The 26291-nt window shown below is 42.1% G+C and carries 9 protein-coding genes; 4 read left to right on the forward strand and 5 right to left on the reverse strand.

The window, feature by feature from the left end:
* Positions 1-313: 313 nt before the first annotated feature.
* On the reverse strand, positions 314-17023 hold the full coding sequence (locus tag IPM47_18575) for an HYR domain-containing protein (protein QQS28823.1): 16710 nt from the start codon (positions 17021-17023) through the stop codon (positions 314-316).
* A gap of 1359 nt (positions 17024-18382) precedes the next feature.
* On the opposite strand from IPM47_18575, the gene IPM47_18580 reads away from it, so the two are divergent.
* From IPM47_18580 to rseP, 4 genes are all read left to right on the forward strand, one after another.
* Positions 18383-19393 carry a M42 family metallopeptidase gene (locus IPM47_18580; protein ID QQS28824.1) on the forward strand — a complete coding sequence of 337 codons (1011 nt, stop codon included), beginning with the start codon at positions 18383-18385 and terminating at the stop codon, positions 19391-19393.
* 77 nt (positions 19394-19470) lie between these two features.
* Entirely contained in the window at positions 19471-20970 is a 1500-nt protein-coding gene (locus IPM47_18585; GenBank protein QQS28825.1) for a GH3 auxin-responsive promoter family protein, read from the forward strand.
* Positions 20971-21038: 68 nt separating this feature from the next.
* Positions 21039-21353: an LPXTG cell wall anchor domain-containing protein gene (locus IPM47_18590; protein QQS28826.1), complete on the forward strand. Its 315-nt coding sequence runs from the start codon at positions 21039-21041 to the stop codon at positions 21351-21353.
* A 281-nt stretch (positions 21354-21634) separates the two neighbouring features.
* Complete coding sequence (gene rseP, locus IPM47_18595; protein ID QQS31526.1) at positions 21635-22936, forward strand: RIP metalloprotease RseP; 1302 nt, start codon at positions 21635-21637, stop codon at positions 22934-22936.
* 83 nt (positions 22937-23019) lie between these two features.
* Here rseP and IPM47_18600 read toward each other — a convergent pair whose 3' ends face one another.
* From IPM47_18600 to IPM47_18615, 4 genes are all read right to left on the reverse strand, one after another.
* On the reverse strand, positions 23020-23649 hold the full coding sequence (locus tag IPM47_18600; protein ID QQS28827.1) for a hypothetical protein: 630 nt from the start codon (positions 23647-23649) through the stop codon (positions 23020-23022).
* A gap of 199 nt (positions 23650-23848) precedes the next feature.
* Positions 23849-24643: a transposase gene (locus tag IPM47_18605; protein ID QQS28828.1), complete on the reverse strand. Its 795-nt coding sequence runs from the start codon at positions 24641-24643 to the stop codon at positions 23849-23851.
* Complete coding sequence (locus IPM47_18610; protein QQS28829.1) at positions 24637-25554, reverse strand: transposase; 918 nt, start codon at positions 25552-25554, stop codon at positions 24637-24639. Before IPM47_18610 ends, IPM47_18605 begins: the two co-directional genes overlap by 7 nt.
* Positions 25555-25787: 233 nt before the next feature.
* Positions 25788-26261 (reverse strand): LEA type 2 family protein, encoded by a 474-nt coding sequence (locus IPM47_18615; GenBank protein ID QQS28830.1) that lies wholly within the window; start codon positions 26259-26261, stop codon positions 25788-25790.
* Positions 26262-26291 lie beyond the last annotated feature (30 nt).

Below are 26291 nucleotides of genomic sequence, written 5' to 3' on the forward strand. Positions count from 1 at the left end.
CTTCTCATCAATGTTAGTAACTACTGAGTATGTAAAATTACACCCTACGCAATTCTAACTGTTTTCTAATGCCAAAACCGTGAAATGCATTTACTTGCCGAATTGGTCTTGTTTATGAATGCCCTTTTGATATTGATATCTCCAAATCAAGTCAACCTATTCAAACATATCTGTTTTTCAACAAAATGCCCCCTGTCTTGAAGTACAATACAAAACAGAGGGGCTTAATTTTTGCGTGTTAAAATTAAAATTTATCCATTGTAATAACTTACTGCTTACTGCAAACAGCAGATTATGAATGGATTAAGCAAAACTATCTGACCAACATCAGTCTGATTTGAAGGCTTGATCCGTCAGACTTTCGAAGCACAGCATAGTAGGTCCCTGATGGAAGTGCTTCCATATCATAAGAGAAAGAATAGCCCGTATTTGCTGAAGCTATACCCTCAAACAAGGTTTCAACTTCCTTTCCATCAACTGCAAAAACAGATAACTTCAACAGTTCTTCGAGAGGAGTGGTAAATGAAATTGTCGTTTGACCGTTAGTTGGATTTGGATATGCTTCAAATTCGCTTCCTTCTTCAGCGGTTTTAAATCCACGAATTCCATTTGCCACATAGAATGTCTGTGTAATACTGTTACCACCACAATCTGTTATAGTAACCGTGTAAAAGCCGGAACTCAGTCCACTGTAGATATGGTTGTCAGCGGAAGAATTCATGGTACCGGTAGCAGGTGACCAAGAATATGTATAATAGGCTGATCCGATACAAGGCACACCACCAGAAACATTGAGTGTGATAGCACCGTTACCGAGAATTGTCATACTCGTATTTTTGGTGATGATAACTGAAGTGATGACTAATGGCGAACCGCAACTGTTGACCATCACTTCGGTACTGGATGAAGCAGTACAGCCTCCTGTACTTGTTACAGTTACAGTATAAATACCTGCCATAAGAGAGGTGGCACCGCTTCGTACCGGGTTTTGAGAGGATGATGCGTATCCACCCGGTCCGTTCCAAAGATAACTCGTCCCTCCGCTTGCAAAAAGGTTAATTGCTGACCCTGAACAGACAGGGCTGTTGCTTGTGGCTGTCGCAAGAGGAAGTGCATGAACAGTTACTGTTCTGCTTGCTGAAGCAGTACAACCCGCAGCATTGGTAACCGTAACTATATAAACACCACTCATAGCTGAAGGAGCATTGGTGATTGAAATAGTTGCCCCTGTTCCGGTATATCCATTGGGACCGTTCCATTCAAAACCAATACCACCGGTTGCAGTTAATGAAATAGTACTTCCTTCACATAAACTAGTAGCTCCGGTTACAATCGGGTTGGGTAATGCCAAAGTATTCACAGTTGTACTTGCTGTATTGCTGCAACCGTTAGCATCAGTGATCGTAACATGATAAGTTCCTGATACAACAGGCGTTCTGCTTGGACTTTGTAAAGTCGAACTAAAACCTGTAGGTCCAGACCAAAGATAATTTACTCCTCCTGTTGCATTAAGGTTTAAGGTAGCACCTACACAAACCGGGCTGTTGCTTCCGGCACTGACAACCGGAGGCGGGTTAACCGTTACTGAATGGCTTGCTGTTGAGGTACATCCGGCACTGCTCGTTACCGTAACATTATAAATGCCATTTGCTGCAAGAGTGGCAATGCTAACTGCTACATTTGAACCATTACCTGTAAATCCGTTTGGTCCACTCCAGTTATACAAAGCACCGCCGGTAGCAGATAAGGCAATACTACCTCCGGTACAAACGCTGCTTGTTCCTGTTACATTGGCAACCGGCGGAGCATGTACAGTTACCGAAGCACTGCCAACACTACTACATCCATTAATGTTGGTTGTTGTAACAAAGTAAATCCCGGACATAAGCGGGGTAGCGTTTGGAATATTGACAGACATTCCGCTGCCGGTAAATCCTTCCGGGCCTTCCCATTCATAAGTCGAGCCTCCGTTAGCGTTCAGACTAATTGTTGACCCTTGACATAAACTTAACGTACCGCTAATAGTAGGTACAGGCAAAGAATTTACGGTTACTGTCGTACTGACAGCTACGTTACATCCCGCAGAATTGGTAACTGTTACAATATAAATACCACTCATTGCCGAAGTTGCTGCTGTACGTATCGGGTTTTGTTCACTTGAAGCAAATCCTCCCGGCCCACTCCACTGATAAGATACTCCTCCAGTTGCCAGTAATTCAATATTCCCATTAATGCAAACCGGACTGTTGCTGCTTGCTACTGCCGAAGGTATCGGGCCGACGGTGACGGTTGCAGAACAAGTTGATGTAAGACCGGAAGAATCAGTTACGGTTAAGGTAACATTATTATTGCCCACCTGTGAACAACTAAAAGTAAAAGGAAAAACAGTCATGCTTGTAATTGAACAATTGTCGCTGCTACCTCCGTCTAATTGTGAACCGGTTATACTTGCCACGCCCCCTGATAAAGAAACTTCTATATTCTGACAAACTGCAATTGGTGCAATATTATCCTGAACCGTAACTACAGCACTGCATGTACCGGTATTTCCATGGATGTCCGTTGCCATTAATGTAACCGTGTTAGCACCAATATTGACACAGCCGAAAGTATCAGGGCTGACACTCAAACCCGATACCCCACAGTTGTCAGTACTGTTATTATTTACTTGTGATGGCAAGACTGTTGCAACTCCTGATGAATTTAATTGTACAGTGGTATTTTGGCAAAATGCAGTCGGAGTGATTGTTTCCAACACTGTTATTTCAGCTGAGCAGGTTGAAGTATTACCGCTTGCATCGTTAACTGTTAAAATAACCGTATTCAAACCGGTATGTGAACAATTAAACAGAATTTGACTGACACCCATCCCCGCAATTGCGCAGTTATCGCTGCTGCCATTATTAACCGATGAAGCAGACAGGTTTGCTTGTCCTAAGCTGTTTAAACTGATTGTTACCGACTGGCATATTGCTACGGGAAGTATCGGGTCCTGAACCGTTACCGTTGCCGAACAAGCAGCGACGTTACCGTTTACATCCGTAACCGTCAAAATGACTGGATTTGCACCCAGATCGTCACAATCAAAATTGCTGTTGTTTAAAGTTGCCGAGGCAATTCCACAAACATCATTGCTGCCGTTATTAATTTGTCCGGCGGTGATGCTCGCAGTTCCGGCGGAATTTAACTGCACTGTTACTCCTTGACATAAGGCATTAGGGATGGTTATATCTTGTACTGTAACTGTTGCTTGGCAAGTGCCGGTATTACCTGATGAATCCCCGACAGTAAGTGTGACCGTATTGTTGCCGACATTTGAACAGTTAAAGTTCAATGGGCTGACACTCATACTCGTTATTGCACAGTTGTCACTGCTGTTGTTGTTTACCTGTGTTGCGGTGATACTTGCAGTGCCTAAAGAACTCAATTGAATGGTAATGTTTTGGCAATCTGCTGTAGGCGCAACTAAATCCTGAACCGTTACCGAAGCAGTACATGTGCCGGTATTGCCTCCTGCATCACCAACGGTTAGCGTAACGGTATTGCTGCCCAAATGACTGCAAGTGAAGTTTGAAGGACTGATACTTGAAGTTGTAACTGCACAATTATCAGTGCTGTTATTGTTGATCAATTCAGGTGATAATACAACAGAACCCATTGAATTGAGTTGTATTGTCGCACTCTGACAAACTGCCAATGGAGGAATCAAATCCTGAACTGTAACAACTGCTGAACAGGTAGTGCTGTTGCCCGATGAATCGGAAACGGTTAAAACAACCGTATTTGTGCCAAGATGAACACAGGTAAAAGAAGTTTGATTAGTGCTGAAACTGACATTGCAATTGTCTGTACTTAAATTGTTAACTGCATCGTTAGCAATAGTTGCCGAACCATTTGAGTCCAATTGAATCGTGAGATTTTGGCAGTTTGCTACAGGTGGGATATTTTCCTGAACAATAACACTTGCTGAACAAGTCCCTGTATTTCCTGCTGCATCAGTTGCAGTCAATACAATTGTATTAGTTCCTAACTGTGCACAAGTAAAGCTGTTCGGATCAACCGACAATAAAGGCGTACCGCAATTGTCTGTACTGCCATTATTTATTTGAAATGTCTGTACAGTACCAAATCCATTTGGATCTAATTGTATCGTTGCATCTTTACAAACAGCCAACGGATTAATCGCGTCCACAACAGTAACTGTTGTAGAACAGGAATTTATATTACCATTGACATCCTGTACCGTCAAAGTTACCGTATTGCCTCCTAAATGAATACAAGTAAAGTTTGATTGGCTCAAATTGAGTGATTGAATACCACAAGCATCGGAACTTCCATTGTCAACCTGAGCAACAGTCAGCGTTGCCTGACCTGAGTTGTCTAATTGAACAACTGCATTCTGACAATTTGCAACAGGTGCAATATGGTCATAAACGGTAACCGAAGTACTACATGTGCTGGTATTATTGTTAACATCTGTTACAGTTAGAATAACTGTGTTGCCACTACCAACATCATCACAAGAGAAAACAGTTTGGTCTAATACTAAAGACTGAATACCACAGGCATCATTGCTGCCATTGTTGACTGCTGTTGCTGTTGTATTGCCATTTCCCGAAACATCTAACTGAACAGTTACGTGCTGACAAATAACGACAGAAGGAACATTGTCTAATACAATGATTGTTGCAGAGCAAGTGTTGATATTGTTATTATTGTCGGTGGCTGTTAAAATTACCAAATTGTTGCCTACATCATCACAGTTGAACACCGTTTGACTCAGTGCAATAGACTGTATTCCACAGGCATCATTGCTACCATTGTCAACGGAAGCTGCTGTTGTGCTGCCGTTGCCATATTCATCTAACAGAACTGTAACATTTTGACATAATGTTTCAGGCAGTACATTGTCCACAACCGTTACATTGGCAGAACAGGAACTGCTGTTGCCATTGTTATCAAAGACCGTTAATGTAACGACATTCGGGTTAGTGCCTATATCGGCACAGGTGAAAGCCGTTTGATTGAGTTGAAGAGAAAATATACCACACGCATCGTTACTGCCATTATCCACTAATGCGGCCGTTGTACTGCCATTGCCCGTAGGATCTAACTGAACCGTCACATCCTGACATACCGCTACCGGATTAACTCCATCCACCACTGTGACAGTTGCCGTACATTGGTTTTGATTTCCGTTGTTATCGGTTACTGTCAGCGTAACTGTGTTGCCGTTGCCTACATTTGCACAGGTAAACGCTGTATTGTTTAATGACAAACTAAAAATGCCACAGGCATCGCTACTGCCATTATCCACTAATGCTGCCGTTGTGCTGCCATTGCCCGTAGCATCTAACTGAACCGTCACATCCTGACATACCGCTACCGGATTAACCCCATCCACCACGGTGACAGTAGCTGTACATTGGTTTTGATTTCCGTTGATATCGGTTACTGTCAGCGTAACCGTGTTGCCGTTGCCTACATTTGCACAGGTAAACGCCATATTGTTTAATGACAAACTAAAAATGCCGCAGGCATCGCTACTGCCATTATCCACTAATGCTGCTGTTGTGCTGCCATTGCCCGTAGCATCTAACTGAACCGTCACATCCTGACATACCGCCACCGGATTAACCCCATCCACCACAGTGACAGTTGCCGTACATTGGTTTTGATTTCCGTTGTTATCGGTTACTGTCAGCGTAACCGTGTTGCCGTTGCCTACGTTTGCACAGGTAAACGCTGTATTGTTTAATGACAAACTAAAAATGCCACAGGCATCGCTACTGCCATTATCCACTAATGCTGCCGTTGTGCTGCCATTGCCCGTAGCATCTAACTGAACCGTCACATCCTGACATACCGCTACCGGATTAACGCCATCCACCACAGTGACAGTTGCCGTACATTGGTTTTGATTTCCGTTGTTATCGGTTACTGTCAGCGTAACTGTGTTGCCGCTGCCTACATTTGCACAGGTAAACGCTGTATTGTTTAATGACAAACTAAAAATGCCGCAGGCATCGCTGCTGTCATCGTTTACCGCTACTGTTGTGGTGCTGCCATTGCCCGTAGCATCTAACTGAACCGTCACATCCTGACATACTGCTACCGGATTAACGCCATCCACCACGGTGACAGTTGCCGTACATTGGTTTTGATTTCCGTTGTTATCGGTTACTGTCAGCGTAACTGTGTTGCCGCTGCCTACATTTGCACAGGTAAACGCTGTATTGTTTAATGACAAACTAAAAATGCCGCAGGCATCGCTGCTGCCATCGTTCACCGCTGCTGCCGTGGTGCTGCCATTGCCCGTAGCATCCAACTGTACCGTTACATCCTGACATACCGCCACCGGATTAACGCCATCCACCACAGTGACAGTTGCCGTACATTGGTTTTGATTTCCGTTGTTATCGGTTACTGTCAGCGTAACTGTGTTGCCGTTGCCTACGTTTGCACAGGTAAACGCTGTATTGTTTAATGCCAAACTAAAAATGCCACAGGCATCGCTGCTGCCATCGTTCACCGCTGCTGCCGTGGTGCTGCCATTGCCCGTAGCATCCAACTGTACCGTTACATCCTGACATACCGCCACCGGATTAACGCCATCCACCACAGTGACAGTTGCCGTACATTGGTTTTGATTTCCGTTGTTATCGGTTACTGTCAGCGTAACTGTGTTGCCGTTGCCTACGTTTGCACAGGTAAACGCTGTATTGTTTAATGCCAAACTAAAAATGCCACAGGCATCGCTGCTGCCATCGTTCACCGCTGCTGCCGTGGTGCTGCCATTGCCCGTAGCATCCAACTGAACCGTCACATCCTGACATACCGCCACCGGATTAACGCCATCCACCACAGTGACAGTTGCCGTACATTGGTTTTGATTTCCGTTGTTATCGGTTACTGTCAGCGTAACTGTGTTGCCGTTGCCTACATTTGCACATGTAAACGCCATATTGTTTAATGACAAACTAAAAATGCCGCAGGCATCGCTACTGCCATTATCCACTAATGCTGCCGTTGTGCTGCCATTGCCCGTAGCATCCAACTGAACCGTTACATTTTGACATACAGCCACCGGAGCAACATTGTCTTCTACTGTTACCGTTGCCGTACAATCGCTATTGTTGCCATTGACATCTGTTACGGTTAGTGTAACCGTATTTGGCCCGACATTGGAACAGGTGAATGCCGTTTGACTTAACGACAACGACTGAACTCCACAGGCATCGCTGCTGCCGTTGTTCACCGCTGCTGCTGTGGTACTGCCGTTGCCCGTAGCATCCAACTGTACCGTTACATCCTGACAAACTGCCACCGGAGCAACATTGTCTTCTACCGTTACAGTTGCTGTACAATCGCTATTATTGCCATTGACATCTGTAACTGTAAGTGTAACCATATTGTCTCCAACTTGAGCACAGGTGAACGCGGTTTGACTTAACGACAACGACTGAACTCCACAGGCATCACTGCTGCCGTCGTTCACCGCTGCTGCTGTTGTGCTGCCATTGCCCGTAGCATCCAACTGTACCGTTACATTCTGACATACCGCCACCGGAGCAACATTGTCTTCTACTGTTACCGTTGCTGTACAAGTATTTGCATTTCCATTATTATCCGTAACCGTCAAGGTTACAGTGTTGCCACTTCCGACATGTGCGCAGGTGAAATCTGATTGGCTTAAAGCCAATGTTTGAATTCCACAGGAATCATCACTTCCATTGTCAACTGCTATCGTTGGAACGCTGACGTTTCCTGTAGCATCTAACTGAACTGTTACATTCTTACAAAGTGCTTGCGGAGAAACATTATCTACTACCACAATATTAAGGTTGCATGCGCTAACATTTCCATTAATATCTGTAACAAACAATGTTTCCATATTAGAGCCTACTTCACTGCAGTTAAAATCCGTCTGACTTAAAACAATACTTTGAATACCACAAGCATCACTGCTGCCTTGATTGACATCTGTCTCATTTGTGCTGCCATTACCACCAGCATCTAAATAAACCGTCACATTACTCACACAAAACGCCATGGGCGAAATATTATCTACTACTGATACGGAGGCAGTGCAGGTATTCTGATTGCCGTTAATATCAGTAACTGTTAACGTCACAGTATTCACGTTTCCAATATCATTGCAGGTAAATGTCGTTTCATCTAATTCCATACTTAGAATACCGCAGGCATCACTGCTGCCATTGTTTACATCCGATGCCGTTGTGAAGCCAAAGCCGGTTTCAAATAAATAAACAGTAACATCCTGACAGATTGCCAAAGGTTGTACGTTGTCCACAACTGTTACAGTTGTATTACATGTAGATTCATTATTGTTAACATCAGTTACCGTTAAAGTTACCGGGTTGCTGTTGCCAACATTTGTACAGTTAAAATCGGTTTGACTCAACGATAACCCCGCAATACCGCAGGCATCGCTGCTACCGTTGTTGACCGCAGCAGCAGTTGTACTGCCGTTTCCGGTTGCGTCTAACTGTACGGTAACATTCTGACACAAAGCCACAGGATTAACACTGTCAACAACCGTTACCGTTGACACACAGGCTGATGTATTCCCGTTGACATCTGTTACGGTTAAGGTTACTGTATTGCTGTTACCAACTTGAGCACAGGTAAAGGCAGTCTGACTTAACGACAACGACTGAACTCCACAGGCATCACTACTGCCATTGTTCACCGCAGTTGCTGTTGTGCTGCCATTGCCCGTAGCATCCAACTGAACCGTTACATTTTGGCAAACTGCTACCGGAGCAACATTGTCTATAACAGTAACATAAGCCGAACAACTTGCGGTATTGCCATTGTTGTCGGTAACTGTCAAGGAAACTAAATTAACCCCGTTCACTATATGGTAATCGAGCTGTGAGATATGGTCTTGCGGATATTGAGTCCATTCAGTAGCAAGTGCCGGGAAATTGAGAGTATTTGAAGTATTCCCTGAAAAGACCGATGCATTTCGCACCAAAGTTTTATTAACCGTGGAGTTGCCTCCCTGCGACCAACCTGTAGTTGGAGTGGCAACCGGATCCGGATCTTGGCCGATCGAGCCAAAGATATCAATATTTGTTCCGCTTTTTGCCAGTGCAACCGCATCATTTCCGTTGAAATTGATGCTTCCCGATGTCTGATTGGCCAAAGCTAAAAATGCAGCCCCAGCACCCGGATTGCAGATAACATGAACTTGCCCGTGAGCGATTGTTCCTGTTAAACTGATATTTGTTGGAGAAAGATTACCGTTACTGTAAACCCTAAGTGTATAGGTGCTTAAGTTCACAGAAACTCCTGTCCCGTTATATATTTCGATACATTTATTGTTGCTGCTGCCTTCTATATACTCTGAAATAAACAAATCAGCTATAACCGGTGTAACATCCGAGCAGTCAAAGTCCGTAATATTCAAAGCTAATCCGCCAATCCCACTTGCATCATTGCTTCCGTTGTTTACCATCGCAGGGGTAATTGTAGCAGTTCCTGAAGCATTTAAATTGACAGAAACATTCTGGCATACAGCCACCGGAGGGGTAACATCCTGAACCAATACATTTGCAGTACAGTCATCCTGATTTCCATCGTTGTCATACACTGTAAGTGTTACTGTATTGTTTCCTACGTTGCTGATGGTAAAATCTGTTTGATCTAACTCTATATAAGATATGGTACAATTGTCTGTGCTGTTATTGTCAATCATTGCCGGGGTAATGCTTCCATTGCCCGATGCATCAAGTTGTAAGGTAATGTTGCTGCATAAAGCTACAGGGTTAGTTTCATCAAGAATGGTTACAATAGCATCACAATTGGAATTATTACCATAAACATCGGTAACTGTTAACGTAAGGTATTGGTCTCCGGTACTGTCGCAATCAAAATCTGTATAATTAAGACTCATAGAAGCTATGCCGCAGTTGTCGTAACTCATATCGTTTACCATTGCAGGCGTAACAGTAGCCTGTCCTGAATTATCTAAGGTCACAGAAATATCCTGACATAAAGCCACAGGATCAGTAGTATCTTCTAAGGTTACATCAATAGTACAAACTGAAGGATTGCCTGATGGATCAATTGCTGTGAGGTTAACAAGGTTTGAACCAAAGGTCAAAGAAGTTCCTGTGCTTACAGACTGAACAATGCTGCTGACCGAGCAGTTATCTGAAACAATCAGAGGATTTGGAACAGAGATAATGCCGGTAAGATGTGTATCGTCACAACCCGAATCAAATTTTGGATCTATTGCTAAATCAATACGGTCACCGGCGTTTAAGGTCAGTGGTATGTTAAATGTTTGAAGCCCCCCCGGAATATTAAAATATTGCCAAACTTCTGTGGTATTTTGGAAGATACGGACATGAGCACCATCCCCACAGCTTGTATTTCTGTCATAAAACTGAACCTGAAGATTAGCAGTTCCCGAATAATTGCTGATCCAGCGACGAACCGCCCAATGCATATTTTCTATTTGAGGATGACCGCCATTAGCATCCAATTGTGGGAAATCGAGTATGGTTCCGGGATTATTCCATACAAACCCTGTCCAATTAGGCAACTGTTGAAAGCCATTGGTGTTAAAGGCAGCATATTTCCCGTAAAACCAATTGTTTTGTCCTTGTGTATTTGAAAACTGAGCACCGCTATTGGCCAAAACGATGGACGGCATTTGTGTCAAATCGGGCATAATACCGGTACAACCTATCAAGGCAAAAGAAGCAGGGCAAGACAATGTCGGTGCAATCAAATCCTGAACTGTTACTGTTGCCGAACAGGTTGCCTGATTATTGCTGTTATCCGTAACCGTCAGGGTAATTGTATTCGGGCCAATATTGGCACAGGTAAATGTCGTCTGATTGATAAGCAATGACTGGATTCCACAATTATCGGTAGAACCATTGTTAATTTGACCGGCGCTTAATGTCGCAGTACCTCCGGAATTTAAGGAAATAGTTGCCGGTTGGCAAACCGGAACAGGGGGAATAATATCTTCAACGGTAACGGTTACTCCGGTACAGGGTGTAGAACATTCAAAACTTCCATTATCATAGGCTACATAATAGGTTGTAGTGCCCGAAGGTACAGGTACAATAAAAGGACTACCACTCCCTATTAATGCCCCACAAACGGGAGAATACCATTTTATGGTGGCCCCGGAAGGAAGGTATCCACCTGATGCCGAAAGGGTGATATTACCGGTTGCATCCGGACAAATTGTTAAAGCAGTTTGGCCATTGGCAGTTACGCTTGTTGGTGGAACCGGTTTTTCTAACACTGTAATAGTCGCTTGATTGTTTAACACAGCGGTACAAGTGCTCAAAATATTCGAGACCGCCACAATGTTAAAGGTATGGGGCGAGCCGGCATAGGTCAAAGCGGTTCCCGGAATCGTGATACTTCCAGAACCAACTGCACTGCTTGCTACCAAACTGTTGTCTGAAGCACGGCGTGCCTGATAATAAACCTGAGATTGAGGAGTGCCAATGGTTACTAAAGCAGGCTCTCCGTCACAAACCGGTGAGATTGCAGTAACAGAATTTGCAATATTTAATTGTGGCAATACCTGAACAGAAGTATTAGAAGACAAGCCGGGGCAACCGTTTGCATAAGGAGTTATCTGAAGCGTAATAGTCCTTGTGGTCGGGTTAGAATTGCTCAATACGATGGCAATTGGTCCGGTTATTCCGGATTGTGAAGTAACTGCATTGGTTACACCGTTGTTGCTGATTACCACCCAATCAAAGGTGGTTCCGGTTACGGTTGGTGTTAATCCAATATTAGTTGTACCGCCGCTGCAAAGGGTGGCAGTCAGGTTATTGATGGTAAATGTCGGTGTAGGCAAGACTAAAACGTTGACACTTTCCATTTCCCCCGGACATCCACCTGCAACTGAAGTAATTTCAAAAGTAACAGTTTGTGGCGTGCCCGTCAGATTGGTCAATGTTACATTGATAGGACTGCCTGTACCGGCAGTTGTACCACTGACGTTACCGGTATTATTGCGGGTCCAGTTAAAACTTGTTCCTATCACATCAGCAGTTATCTCAATATTGGTATTTAACCCGGAACAAATAGTGGGTGTGTTGTTTGTGATGGTTAACTCCGGATTAGGCTTAACATTTACTACCCCTGTAACCGGTGTACCGGGACAAATTGCAGGCAACGACACATTTCGGGGTGTAACTGTAACTGTATAGTTGCCGGCAATATTCCCTGAAACAGAGATACTGCTCGACGAAGAACTTCCTGTCAGTCCGGCAGGCAACGTCCATACATACTCGTTTGAAGAAGCATTGCTCACACCATTTACAAATAAAGTCACCGATTCGCCGGAACAAAAGGCAGAAGATGCAATACTTCCACCGGAAGGATTTGCAATCACCTGAACAGAAACAATAGTTGACATTTGTCGAAAGCACCCATTGGTTTGAGTTCCCAGCACATTGTAGTTGAATGTAGCTGTAGATACACCAATCGTGATATTACCGGTTGGAAGATTGATTGTTCCACCATTTCCAATGACAGGGGAACCGACCGGTGAGTTATCTAAATTACTCCGCAATTGATAGCTGACACCCGACTGAGAGTTGGCAATCTGTATATTGGTTCCGGTACCGCTGCAAATCGGACTACTCTGAACAACAGGGGCAATGTCCAATGGCAAAGCATTTACCGTTACAGTAGCTGAACAGGTATTGGTATTCCCATGCCCGTCATTCACGGTAAGTGTAACCGAATTGGAACCATGATTTATACATGTAAAAGTATTCGGTACTACGGATACCAAATTTACTGTTCCGCAGTTATCGCTGCCCGAACTATAAACAGCCGAAGGAGGAATGACTACCTGTCCGCCGGATGTAATTGAAACCGAATAATTTTGACAGGTTACTGTCGGTTGTTGACCATCATTTACCGTTACGGTAAAATTACAAGTAGCAGTTGAACCATTAGCTGCAGTAACCCTATAGGTAACAGTTGTTACGCCAAACGGAAAACTGCTTCCGCTGCTCATCCCGCCAATCAGGGCGGTCGAAGCTCCCGGACAGTTATCTGTACCGGTTGGGGCAATATAATTGACGGTTTGTGTGCAAAGTCCGTTTGCAGTATTCTGTGTGATATTTGTTGGGCAAGAAATTGCCGGCAGTTGATTATCGGTTACCGTTACTGTAAAGCTACAGGCTGCAGTTTGTCCATTTGCCGCCGTTACTGTATGCGTAACTGTTGTAGTACCTGCCGGAAATGCTGACCCGCTGGCTAAACCTGCAGTTCTTGTCGTAGATGCTCCGGAACAATTATCTGTTCCAACAGGAGGAGTATAATTAACCACTGTATTACAAACTCCGGCAGAAGTATTTACACTGATATTTGACGGGCATGATATTGCAGGAAGGGTGGAGTCGACTGATGTTACGGTTGTTGAGGCACAACTTGTAGTAGAGCAACTTCCTTTTTTAGCAGTTGCATAAACAGTACTGCCGGTTGGAGGGGTAATGTTTAAAGTTGTGCCGGTTCCTATAATGGGGCGGTCTGCCAAAGTTATAAAGTCTATCTCCATTGTTACCCCGGTATTTGCAGCCCAATCATAACGCCAGCCTACAATGTTGCCACCTGTTGTGTATTGTGGATCATTGTGCATGTCAATATTTAAAATTTGCCATTGCCCATTGCTGATGAGTGCTCCCGTAGCAGACTCTCCTCCTACTGCATAGTTGTGTGAGCCATTATAAAAGAATATCTCCGCATTTCCGGCCGTTCCTGCTGTTACCCTATACCTGATTTGAATATACCGGTAAGTTACAGGATTGAATGAGCCCAAACCGGCCATATCAATCATAGGGTCGTTGTTGAGAGAAGTAACGGTCAAAATTCCACTTGATACTCCATTGACCGTAGTATTGGGCGTACTGTATGGTTGATTAAGCCATCCCTGGTTAAATGCTTCATTGACACATCCACCCTCGTACCAAACATCAAGCCCATCACTACCCAAACTGCCACCATTGGAGGTTAGTGCAGTAGCATTCCCCGGACAAACAGAGGTGGTTCCGGAAATAGAGGTGGGAGCTGTTGGCAAACTTGTTGCAACATTTACAACAACCTGATCCGTTGAAGAGCACGCGCCTCCTCCATAGGTAAATATAACTTCCATCGTTTGGGATGGAGAGCTGCAATTTGCTGTATTTATTCCTCCCCATGCGTCATTGTTTATTTCGGGTCTTAACGTATAAAAAGTCGAGTTTGCACCATCACAGCTACAAGACGAATTATTAACATGTAAAACTACTCCGACAGAACCACTACATGGCGATGACCCGGCAACGCAGCCTGTAGTAACGTTCCATGTATTTCCACCAAATGATCCTGAATAATTAGTTGAAGTACGCAAAGCATTGGCTAAATTTAACACGATTGTAGGGTCGGTTAGTGTAATTCCTGTCGGATTATTTGACCCTCTTATGGTAACACTACTATAAGAGTAAGAAGATAGCAACTGGCTGCGGAATGTGCACCATGCTGTTGCCTGAGTTGTGGGGGCAACACCTTGAGTAAATGATTGATTGTAGCTGATTTGACCACTGCTTCCGCTTGAAGCAGTTAGTGTATATGTAGTTGTTGAAGTGGGAGTAGCTACCGGATTAGCAATGTTTGGGTTGCTTAACCCTGTTGTTGGAGACCAAGAAAACGAAGTTGCGCCTGACGCACTGCCATTAAGAGTAGTGCTTGAACCGGAGCAAATAGATACATCAGGGCCGGCATTGGCAACCGGAGGTGAACTGATAGTTATAGTAGGAGATGTTAAAACCGAGTTGCCTGGCCCGCAGCCTCCGCCATTTGAACCAAACCAACATACTCCTTCGGCAACTATATCGAAAGAAAGGTTGTTGCTGCCAACCGATAAAGGTGCGCCATAAGAAGGCCCGGATGTGGCATTGGATGCGGTAATAGTTAAGTTTAAAGTAGTCGTTCCGAGGTAACTCACCACGCCGGTAGAAGTACGAACATGATAATCTGTCCAAAAACCTCCATTTGTATTCCATTTCACCCCAACATTAATGGTAGGACCTCCACTGTTCCAGGTTGCAGAACCTGTATTTTGAATGGTTACCTGTACGGTACGGGTTTCTCCGGCGCACCAACTTGCCGCACCTGTATTGATAGATTGAATAGTGGCACGATATAAAGGCAAATTCACACAACTGGTACAACTCGGATTGGAGGCTGCAGCAGTCGCACAAATACTATCCCATAGCGTACTACAACAATAAGAGTCCAAAGCACAAATTGCATTTTGGCAGGTTAAGTTTTGAGGAAATCCGGCAGTGCCTTGAGCCTGATTACAATAAGCAATTGCGGCACAAGATAAAGATAGGTTAAAAGCACTGGTTGAACTAAATCCATGCACTTTAATGTAATAGGTAACCCCATTGGTAGATGCCCAACCAAAAGAAGCACTTGTGCCACTACAGGAAGGTCCGTTGTCATCAACACCTCCGATACAGGTTAATGAACTGCAATTACCTGAATAAACCGATATTTTACTGTCCCATGCCGTGCTACATAAACTTGCTGTCATATATTGACCATTACCCGTTACAACATACCAAACGCCGGGTTGAGTTTGTGAGATTCCACAGGTTTGGTTCTCCCCGGTGCCTGAGTTAGTCGCTAACACTGTTGTTCCTGCTAATGTCTGACCGCAAGAAATACTTGTTGCACTGCATACCAAATCGTTGGAGGGCGGACCCGGACATGTAATGCTAAAAGTTGAAGACCCGCCTCCAGTAAACTCAGGGTCAGCCAAAATATAGTATTGAGTACCTCCGGTTAAAGAAAAGGATGCTGAAACAGCACCAGATAAATCATCAATACATGTCCACCCTGTTGAACTGCAACCTCCGGAGGTAGCTTTATAAAAGTAATCCACAAAACCGGATGAAGAAGTTTGATTGAGGGTATAAGTTCCTGTATTCGTGGCTGTGAAAAGAAATACTTTTTCCTGCCCACCTGTTGTGAAACCACAACTCCCTGGGCTCCATCCCGCACCACTACCGGAGGCAAAAGTTGCGGTAGTAGAGGTAGCACAGGCTAATGTTGGTATGGAAGCACAAGGATTATAAACGGGACAAGTAATATTAAAGGTAACACTACTTGCAATTTGATCTTCATCATCAAACATGATATAATATTGTACTCCCGCTGTAAGTGTAAATGAAACTGATGCTCCTGTTGTATTAAAATCATCAATATATGTCCATCCGGTTGCATTACAGCCAATCGAAGCAGTTTTATAGAAAAAGTCAATATAATATCCTCCGCTTAATGAAGTCACATTGATAGTATGTGAACCCGATGTGGGAGGAGTAAATGTCCATAGTTTTTCCTGACCCGGAACACCAAAAGGACCACCGTAAGAGTTCCATGCGCCTGCTGCTGCTGAATTAGAACCGCTAACACTCACCCCACATCCGGAGATATTTGGTATAGAAGAGCAGGGGTTGTAAGCTACAGGCAAACTCACCAAAGTAATAGATACTGTAACACAAGTACTTTGGGTAGTACAAAAATATCTATTCATCACAGAATACAAATTACCTCCCGGAGAGGTAAACTGAACAGATGCAGCAACACCTGAACAGGCAGGCCCATTATCATCATTATAAGCTATGTAAGAACAACCCGTTGTATATATAGAAAGCTGTGTATCATAGCTTGCACCACAAGTTGAAATTCTATAAACTGCACCGGCAACAGTATTGAAAACAGTAGAGCGTTCACCTCCCCATTGGCATCCTGTGATAGTACCACTTTGTCCAACAATCCAGCCCGATACATTTATACTGGCATAATCAGAAGCTGAACAAGAGCATTGCGCCATAACCTCTCTCGGAATAAAGTTGAAAATTAAAAAAGTCAGTACTAATAATATAGTACCGCCTAACTTATCAACTTTTAACCCCTTGTTTAGTTGTTTTTCTATATTTATTGAGTAACATTCTTTCATATAAAATCAAGATTTAAAAATTAGAATATTGTTTGAGTGTATTATTAATAAGGGTTGAGCGCATTAACATAGCACTTCATATTTTACTATGTTGTAAAATACAAGGCTAATTTTAAAATGAAAAGTGAATGATACTGTACACCGGTTGGCATACTGAGTATGTATGAAAGACTATACCCTTTATTAGGCATGTGTTAATAAGTGAAATGTAGTGAATCTTTCAGAAATTTTTTCTGCGCTGCAATATAATAATCTTTGCCTTGAATTTGCAAAACAAAATTTAAAAAAGTTAATGATTACCTCAATTTTTACCCTATTACGTTATCTTATACGTAAAAATGAATATAAGAAATTGTATTAAACAGGCATCCTTATGTTTTCATTGATAATGAAATATTTAATTCATATCATTTTTATACGGCACATTTCCGTGAAAGTCTAAATCTTTGACAAAAAATTCAAACTCATCAAGTTTATATTTATTTACAAGGGCAATCTGTATTTAGCACAGACAACCCGCGTTTTATGGAATTAAATTTTACGAACTTGAACCATCGAAATTGAAACTGTATAATCAATTGATTACCAACGTGTTAATTTTTGAACTCGCGAAAAAGTACCACACCTTCTCTTTCCTTTCTTTTCGATAACCATCAAATCTAATTTGGAAAATTTTGCACACTCTGCAATTTTAATAAATATTAGCGCCCTGTATTCCAATCAGTTTATGTGAAACCTAAAAGCTGTTCCGAATCGCGGTTGTTAGTTTTAAACCTGTATAAATTTGTTAAGCCTCGGGCTATTTGATTTATAGTATATTTAAAAATCCCCTCCAATCACTCACGAGGATAAAATTTAAATTACTCCTGCCCTTTCATCAAAAACAGACAAAACCTACGGATCAAAAATTGTAAAAAAACAAGATTTTACGCAAAAATTAAGGTTGACAATTAGTTAAAACAGGGGCGCAATGAGTTATTGCAGAGGCGATTAAAAGTGTTGCAGGGGGACATTAGGTCATTGCACAGGGATTCTGACTCAATGCAGGGGTGCAATAAGTTAATGCAGAGGCAATTTAAAGCATTGTAGGGACACATCAGGTTTATGCAGCGGTACATTGAGGCATTGCAGAGGTACTTTAATGTATTGCAGGGATGCAATCAGTTATTGCAGAGGCAATTTATAGTGCTGCAGGGGGACAATAGGCTAATGCAGGGTGGCTTTGACGCTATGCGGAGGAACTTAACCCGAAATATCAAACCGGCTGGGTTCTTGTCCGATTAAACATATCTGCTATAAATACCTAATCAGGTTTTTTATACCTTTGTGTGTTCATTTTAACGTATTAACGCTCGACAAATGATTTCTTACAACACGCTAAAAACATTGGTAGAAATTGATTCACCAACCGGATTTACTCAGCAAGCCGGAGATTATATTTTCAATCTGTTGAGTTCTTACGGTTGGAAACCTGAAAAAACCAACAAACAAGCGGTAAAATGTAGCCTGGGACAAACTCCAAAACTTGCGATAGCTGCACATACCGATACACTTGGGGCTATTGTTTCACGAATCAACCCGGATGGCACGTTGGGCATATCCTTGCTCGGCGGCCCATTGTTAAATAGTTTTGAAGGTGAATATTGTCGAATTTATACCCTTTCTGAACGGGTTTTTACAGGTACTTTGTTGCTCAACAATCCTTCAACCCATGTAAATGCCGAAGCTGCAAATTCAAAACGCAACATTGAGACGATGCATATCCGGCTCGATGAACCGGTAAACAATGCCGATGAGGTGCGGCAATTAGGTATTCAGACCGGCGATATTGTCAGTTTTGATACCCGTTATCAGGAGTTGCCTTCGGGATATATCAAATCGCGGTTTATGGATAACAAAGCGGGTTGCTTTGTTTTGTTTGAAATTGCCCGCCGTTTTTCGGAAGCGAAACAGACAGCCCCGGTCGAATTGTTTTTTTCAAATTACGAAGAAGTCGGGCACGGGGGTGCCGGAGGATACGCTGCCACTATTGAAGAGTTATTAGTGATTGATATGGGCGTAGTCGGTGCCGGCTGTCAGGGCAGCGAACAGCATTGCTCCATCTGTGCCAAAGACAGCAGCGGCCCTTATGATTACGAATTCCGCAAAAAATTGGTACAGATAGCCGACAAAGAAAACATTCCTTACCGGATTGATATTTACCCGTTCTATGGTTCTGATGGTTCGGCTGCATTGAGGGCGGGCAACGATTTCAGGGTTGCACTCATCGGACCGGGTGTTGCCGCTTCACATGGCATGGAACGCACCCACAAAAAAGGGGTTGAAGCCACCATTGATTTATGTATGGCCTATATCGGGCAATGGTTATAACTTGAATGTCCTGATATTCCAGATTTACAAGTTTCTGATTTAAACCAAAAACGGATTAAACACTGCTTTTTTATAAAATGGGAATAAAATCAACACTTACCGCCCCTTTGTCTTTTTTGTTAAGCTCAATGGTAGAAAAAAATGCACAAACTGCCATTAATTGCCAAAACTATTGGCGGAATAAACTCATTCAAAAAGCCCAAAATACCCTGTTTGGTCAGGAACATGGATTTTCAGAAATAAAAAATTACACAGATTTTCAGTCACGAATCCCTGTTCGGGACTATGAGCAATTACAACCCTATATTAAAAAGGTATATACCGGAGAAGAAAATGTTCTATGGCCGGGCAAACCCCTTTATTTTGCCAAAACCTCCGGAACCACTTCAGGCACTAAGTACATCCCAATAAGTAAAGATTCGATCAGCAATCATTTTAACAGTGCGCGTGATGCGATGATGCTTTACAGCCGGCAGAGCGGTAACTTTAAATATGCCGATGGGAAACTTGTTTACCTGTCGGGCAGTCCGGTTTTAGAAAAAACCAATGGAATTTTTACCGGAAGGTTGTCCGGCATTGTCAATCATCATATTCCATCCTGGTGGCGAAGCAATCAGATGCCCTCTTACGAAATCAACTGTATAGAAGATTGGGAAGAGAAAGTAGATAGAATTGCTGCGGAATCAATAGGTCAGGACATCAGGTTGGTGAGCGGTATTCCGCCTTGGGTACAAATGTATTTTGACAAGCTGATTGAAAAAACAGGTAAAAACATCCGTCAGTTATTTCCAAATTTTAGTGTTTTGGTACATGGGGGGGTAAACTTTGAACCCTATAAAGCGAAATTGTTTCAGACTATTGGTGATATGGTAGATACTGTAGAGACCTTTCCGGCCTCAGAGGGATTCATTGCCTATCAATATCGTCCAAATTTGCCCGGGATGCTGCTGAATGTCAATTCAGGCATTTTTTTTGAATTTGTTCCGTTGAGTGAAATCAGTTCGCCCAACCCTAAACGGTATTCACTTGCCGAAGTAGAAACCGGGGTAAATTATGCTATAATCATCAACAGCAATGCCGGATTATGGGGTTATAACTTGGGCGATACTGTCAGGTTTAGTTCCTTAAACCCACCCCTGTTGACCGTTACAGGCAGGGTTAAGCACTACATCTCTGCCTTTGGTGAACATGTTATAGCCGAAGAGGTAGAACACGCTTTATTATCTGTAGCGCATGAACTGGGAATACGGATTACGGAGTTTACAGTAGCCCCTTTTATCGGACAACATGAATTCGAGAAATCCTGCCATCAGTGGTTTGTGGAGTTTGATGAAGTACCGGCAGAGCTTTCGAAATTAGCGGAACTGGTAGATTTAGCCTTACAGCAAAAGAATGTTTACTATTCAGACCTGATAAAAGGGAACATTCTTCGTCCTTTGGAGATTATACCACTTCAAAACGGTGCATTCAGAGATTATATGAAATCAGTTGGAAAGCTCGGCGGACAAAACAAAGTACCCCGTCTGAGCAATAACCGGTTAATAGCCGAAGCTTTGATGCCTTATAAAACAAACTAAACCAACTGATAACTAACCTGTCGAAAAATTGATTTACCTGCCTCCTTTACAATTAATACTTCAATTATATGAAAACTAAAAGCCCGCTTATCCTAACTTTATTTGTAACTTTTTTACTGCTACTCGCAATGTTTATGAGCAGTTGCGCCAAAACTGAACCGGTCGAGCCTTGTATGTTTGGACATACCTACGGTTTTTTTGGCGGATTATTACACGGTATTATTGCCCCATTCGGATTGGTCGGTATGATTTTTTGGGAAGATGTAGAAATGTATGCCCCAAATAATAATGGCATCTGGTATGCTTTGGGCTTTTTACTCGGCAGCGGGGGCTGGGGTTTGTTAGCTACCAAAAAAAAGAAAGTGGTAGTAGTTAAAGGTTAAGTCAATTAGTATTATGAACCTGAAATAGTAAATTGTTTCGGTTAGCAATGTTAATCGTATTGCCCATTTTTTCTAAAAAAAAGGTATATCTCAAAAGTTGATCGAACATCAAAAAGAGTATCCATTTTTAGAATAAAGCATAGAATGATACAAGCGCTCAACTAATTAACTCCTTGAAAAGTTTACATACCGTTGAAATGTAGAGTGCCAAACTCTTAAATATATTTTTTCACTTTTAGTTTTTCACTTTTCACTTAATAGTCTTGATGGAAACATTAATCATGGTTTTACAGCTCATTCTGGGGCTTTCATTATTGGTATTTGTACACGAATTAGGGCACTTTATGGCCGCCAAAGCCTTTGGGATGCGCGTTCCCAAATTCTTTATTTTCTTTGATGCCTGGGGCAAAAAAATATACAGCAAAAAAATAGGAGAAACTGAATATGGAATCGGTTGGTTGCCTTTAGGCGGATATGTCCAAATATCAGGTATGATTGATGAAACACAGGATAAATCGGCACTTTTAGGAGAGCCGGAACCTTGGGAATTCAGAGCAAAACCCGCATGGCAGCGTTTTATCGTCATGATAGGCGGAGTAGTGATGAATGTAATTGCGGGTATCTTTATTTTCACGATGTTTCTGGCACGTTACGAAAAAGAATACCTGCCAACAAGCGAAGTAAACAAAGAAGGAGTATATGCACACGAATCGGCAACTAAAATCGGTATTCAAACCGGTGATAAAATTGTTGCGATTAATGGCAAACCATTTGAGCGATTTAAAGAACTCAGTTCAACCAAAGTATATTTCGGAAGTGAACTGACAATTGACCGCAACGGTACTGAAATTAAAATAAACACTCCCGATAATTTTTACGAACAAATTCGGCAGCCTTTTGTCAGTCCGATGTATGAAAAAGTGTTTGTCGAAATGTTGCAACCCGGTTCCGGGGCTGAGCAAGCAGGATTACAAAAAGACGATCGGATTGTGAGTATTGATTCGGTAAAAATTGACCGATTTTTGCAAATCAGTGAAGTTCTTAAACCCAAAAGCAAAGGGCAAGTACAGGTAACAGTTGAACGCAACGGCCAAAACCTGACCTTAGTTTCTGAGGTCGATTCCCTCGGTCGCATTGGTTTTGTTCCTAAATTAGAGCTGCCTTATACTTTTACCCCCTATACATGGGGAAGTGCGTTTCATTACAGTTTCAAAGATGGGTATGACTTGATTGCTTCTCAAGTGGTCGCCTTTAAACTCATGTTTACGGGTCGCCTGAGTGTAAGAGAAAATCTGGCAAGCCCGATAGCAATTGCCCGAATTTACGGTGGTGAATGGGATTGGAAGCGTTTTTGGAGAATAACAGGTTTGCTGTCGTTTGTTCTCGCTTTTATGAATATTTTGCCGATACCGGCACTCGATGGAGGGCATGTGATGTTTATTTTTATCGAAACCATTACCGGTCGAAAAATTAGCGATTCTGTACTCGAAAAAGCACAAATGTTTGGAATGATTCTGCTCCTTTGTCTGATGGTATTTGCCTTTGGAAACGACATTTACAAGTGGCTGAGTAATACCTTTTAGTGCACTGTAAATTTATTCTCTTAAACTTAAAATGCCCGCTTCTATAAGGAGGCGGGCATTTTTATGGTCACAGGGGATAATTATTAACGAATGTATGGCATGTTTTTGCTGGCATGTCTCATTAACTGATCTACTAACCTAGCTGGACTACTTCCGACACTACCAGAATATTTGTGATCATAATTCCAAATTAGTTTTTTGTTGTCGCAGTCATAAATACCTAAAGAAACTCTTGCCTCGTTCGTTGCTCCCCAAGCTCCAAACAATATACCAACAGCAACAGCGGCTCCGTCAGACATTGGTTTTGATAAACCAAAATTTGAAGTCAGAATCCCATCAACTCCTAAAACTTCACATATCTCTGCTGAAGTTAGTGGTATCTCAGGATAACCTGATTTTTTTAACTTTGCATTTGTTGTTTCTATATCCAAAATTTCTTGATTTATTTTACCCTGCATTTTTCTCCTGAGCAACCATGAATGCATTTCTTTTTGAAAATTCAAAGATTCAGTCTTTTGTTGTTCTTTCATAGCTTCTCCATCTACTTTTTTATTAGCTGCTATTGAAACAGTTGGTGGAACTAACGCAATTGTTTGATGTTTAGAAGCTAAAGATTTAGCATCTGGACTATAGTAAATTTTAGCACATGATGAAACAAAAATTGCAACAATGCTAAGGCACAAAAACATTAAGTACGATTTAATTTTTAACATGTCGTTCGTTTAATTATTATTAAAATTGAAAACCAATAGTATTTCGTTTTGTTTTGTAACTCAATCTGATGGGTTAGTAATAGAATGTGAAATATTGGAAGAATTTAGAAACAAAACATGGCAAAAAAAGATCAACATTATACAAATTATGAGTAAGCTAAAAAAAGCACTTTTAGATTTTGGGTTAAAGGTTATAATTTCACATATATGATACTTTGTGCTGGCAGTGTTTTATAGGCGTTATGAAAGGGGCTATACGTATTATGCTGCTGTATAGTGCATGCAGCATTGAAAAGAGGGTAATTGAGTTGGTTATCCGTTTTTTATGTTTTACAATACGACTAAAATTGATAACAATAGCCATGGCGATGCTATAGAGACTGGCGTTTATCAAGCCTCTTACTTTTAATTTTCCGTTTCGGTTTTCCCCCCTTCTCATTTGCGCCATGGTGGCTTCCACATTAGGGCGGAGTTTTCGATGCGCTTTGGGTATTGTTTGTATATTTTTATGTCGTTGCTGTCGCAGGTAATCTTCGGGTTTAAACTTGTAAATAGCCACTCCTTTTTCATATTTTCGATTTGTCTTGGTGGGGCAAGTGTCTCTGAAGGGGCAATCGTTACAGATATGGAGGTCAAATTCAGCTTTATAGTTTTTTGAAGGTTTAGTGGCGATCACTTGGGGGTGTTGTGAATTGGCACATTGTACCCTATACGTGTTGGTATCGGATTGGAGGGTAATAGTGATGGGGGATGACGCGCAACAGCCTTTAATGGCGGTTTGAATAGGCGTGATACCCAATTCATTGAGCTTAATATCGTTGTCTTCGCTGCCAAAGCCGCCATCGTGGTGCAATTGTTCCAGGTCGGGTGTTTTTTCCTTGATGCTGTCCAACCGTTCGTGAAGCAGTTGTGTATCATCGGTATTATTCGTAGCGGTGTGTACATCGGTAATCAACTGCAGGTCATTATCAGGATGGCAGGTTTCGGTCACCATCGCCACATAGCCTTGATATTGTTTGCCCTTTTTTTCCGATAGGTGGCTTCTGTATCATCGGGCGATTGAAGGCACTTGCTGTTCAGCGCTTCATTGGGCTTAGGCGCAGGTACGCTTGTTTTTTCATCCGTTTCAGGCAGGGTAAAGTGTTCGGCATACACGCGGGAAAATACCTGAAAGACTTCGTGTTCCCGATAAATATCCTGCAATTGTGTGTATAGCAAGTGATAGACTTGCCCTAACTTTTGGAGGTGAGTGTTTTGGTCTCCCGGTTTGATATGGCGAATATATTCGTTTGCTTTTTTCCCGATATAGTCCGACAAGTCAGCAGTATAACGCTCCTGTTCTTCGGCAGTGAGAATGCTGTAAAAGCGCAAAAGCAACTCCACAAGGAGTTCTATGCGACTATAACTGCGTATATTGCTGTTAAGTAGAGGGCTATCCGTACGCTGTATCGTTGTCTTTAGTTTCAGTTCTTTGAGTTGTTGGTTTGTTAAGCGGTCGAACAATTTGCCAATCAGATCTTCTCCTGTGTTAACAAGGTGAGTGTTGAGGCGACTTTTGAAGTTGAACAGCGTAGGTTCGGTGAAAGGAACCTTCTCTAAATCCTGAAGACCTAAAGCAAAACGGGTTTCCAAATTAAAGTCTATCTGTTCAAAGAGTTGGGCATACGTCCAGCTATGCTTTTGCATCAACAATAATGCCGCTATCATGCAATTGATAGGAGCATTGGGCGCACTATGTTTGGTCGAATACAGTACCGAAAAGTCTTCCTCTTGTATATTGCAAAAAACAAGCCGATAAAAATGACCGCCACTACTATTTTCAAGCCGTTTTTGCTTATCTTTATTTAAGTAAAACGACAAACCAAAAAGTTGAGATTGATTATGGGTTAAATTCTTCTTGAACATAGATGAAATAACTATTTAAGCATAAAATTACAAAAATATTCTTTAAATAACAAACATACCCAAAACCTTATTTTAGTGAACTCAAAAAATAAAAGCAACTGTAAATCTTTTCATAAAGTTAATAGATTATTAGTGGAAAGTTGAAGAATTATTTCAATAGGCAAATTAAATTAAAAAAATACAATTATACCAACATAACAACAGATTTTCGAAATTTATTTTTATATTAACTTTCACATCAAATCCTTAACCGAAATTTGTTGCTCGTGTTTGACAGGAATCTTCATTTTTACCAAAAAAAACTTGACTGTAACTGTTCCATTGAGTTGCATTGGAATTTTTTTATTGGTTAATACGGCCATTGCACCGTCTAACAGAAAATCGGCTGTCAAATCGTCTGTTGAAATTTCGATATTGATAGGTACGGTAAACGGCTTTGAAGCCGGCAATTTGATATTCATTTCCTGTTCAACATGAGCTGCTTTTTTACCGTTGAGCAACAGGTTTATATCGGTTGCAGTCAGATGAAATTTGTATGGGTTAGGGTTGTCAAACTCGGCATCAGCACGAAGTGTGAGTTTCCCTTTGTTCCAGGAATTGAATTTAACATTGGTCAGTTGTTTAAATTGGGGATGTTTCAGCGACGCACAAGAACCGAGCATTAAAAGCAGGGCTAAAAAAAACAGAAGGGCAGTTAGATTTTTCAAGTTTCAAAATTTGTTTATTCCGTTGAAGTT

It is taken from the genome of Sphingobacteriales bacterium (genome assembly GCA_016700115.1).
In the GTDB taxonomy this organism is placed as follows: Bacteria; Bacteroidota; Bacteroidia; order Chitinophagales; family UBA2359; genus UBA2359.

What these genes read in the sequence shown, in the direction of transcription:
- IPM47_18575 (QQS28823.1), bottom strand. Translation starts at nt 17,023, where the DNA reads ATGAAAGAATGTTACTCAATAAATATAGAAAAACAACTAAACAAGGGG.
- IPM47_18605 (QQS28828.1), bottom strand. Translation starts at nt 24,643, where the DNA reads ATGGTGACCGAAACCTGCCATCCTGATAATGACCTGCAGTTGATTACC.
- IPM47_18600 (QQS28827.1), bottom strand. Translation starts at nt 23,649, where the DNA reads ATGTTAAAAATTAAATCGTACTTAATGTTTTTGTGCCTTAGCATTGTT.
- IPM47_18580 (QQS28824.1), top strand. Translation starts at nt 18,383, where the DNA reads ATGATTTCTTACAACACGCTAAAAACATTGGTAGAAATTGATTCACCA.
- rseP (QQS31526.1), top strand. Translation starts at nt 21,635, where the DNA reads ATGGTTTTACAGCTCATTCTGGGGCTTTCATTATTGGTATTTGTACAC.
- IPM47_18590 (QQS28826.1), top strand. Translation starts at nt 21,039, where the DNA reads ATGAAAACTAAAAGCCCGCTTATCCTAACTTTATTTGTAACTTTTTTA.
- IPM47_18585 (QQS28825.1), top strand. Translation starts at nt 19,471, where the DNA reads ATGGGAATAAAATCAACACTTACCGCCCCTTTGTCTTTTTTGTTAAGC.
- IPM47_18610 (QQS28829.1), bottom strand. Translation starts at nt 25,554, where the DNA reads ATGTTCAAGAAGAATTTAACCCATAATCAATCTCAACTTTTTGGTTTG.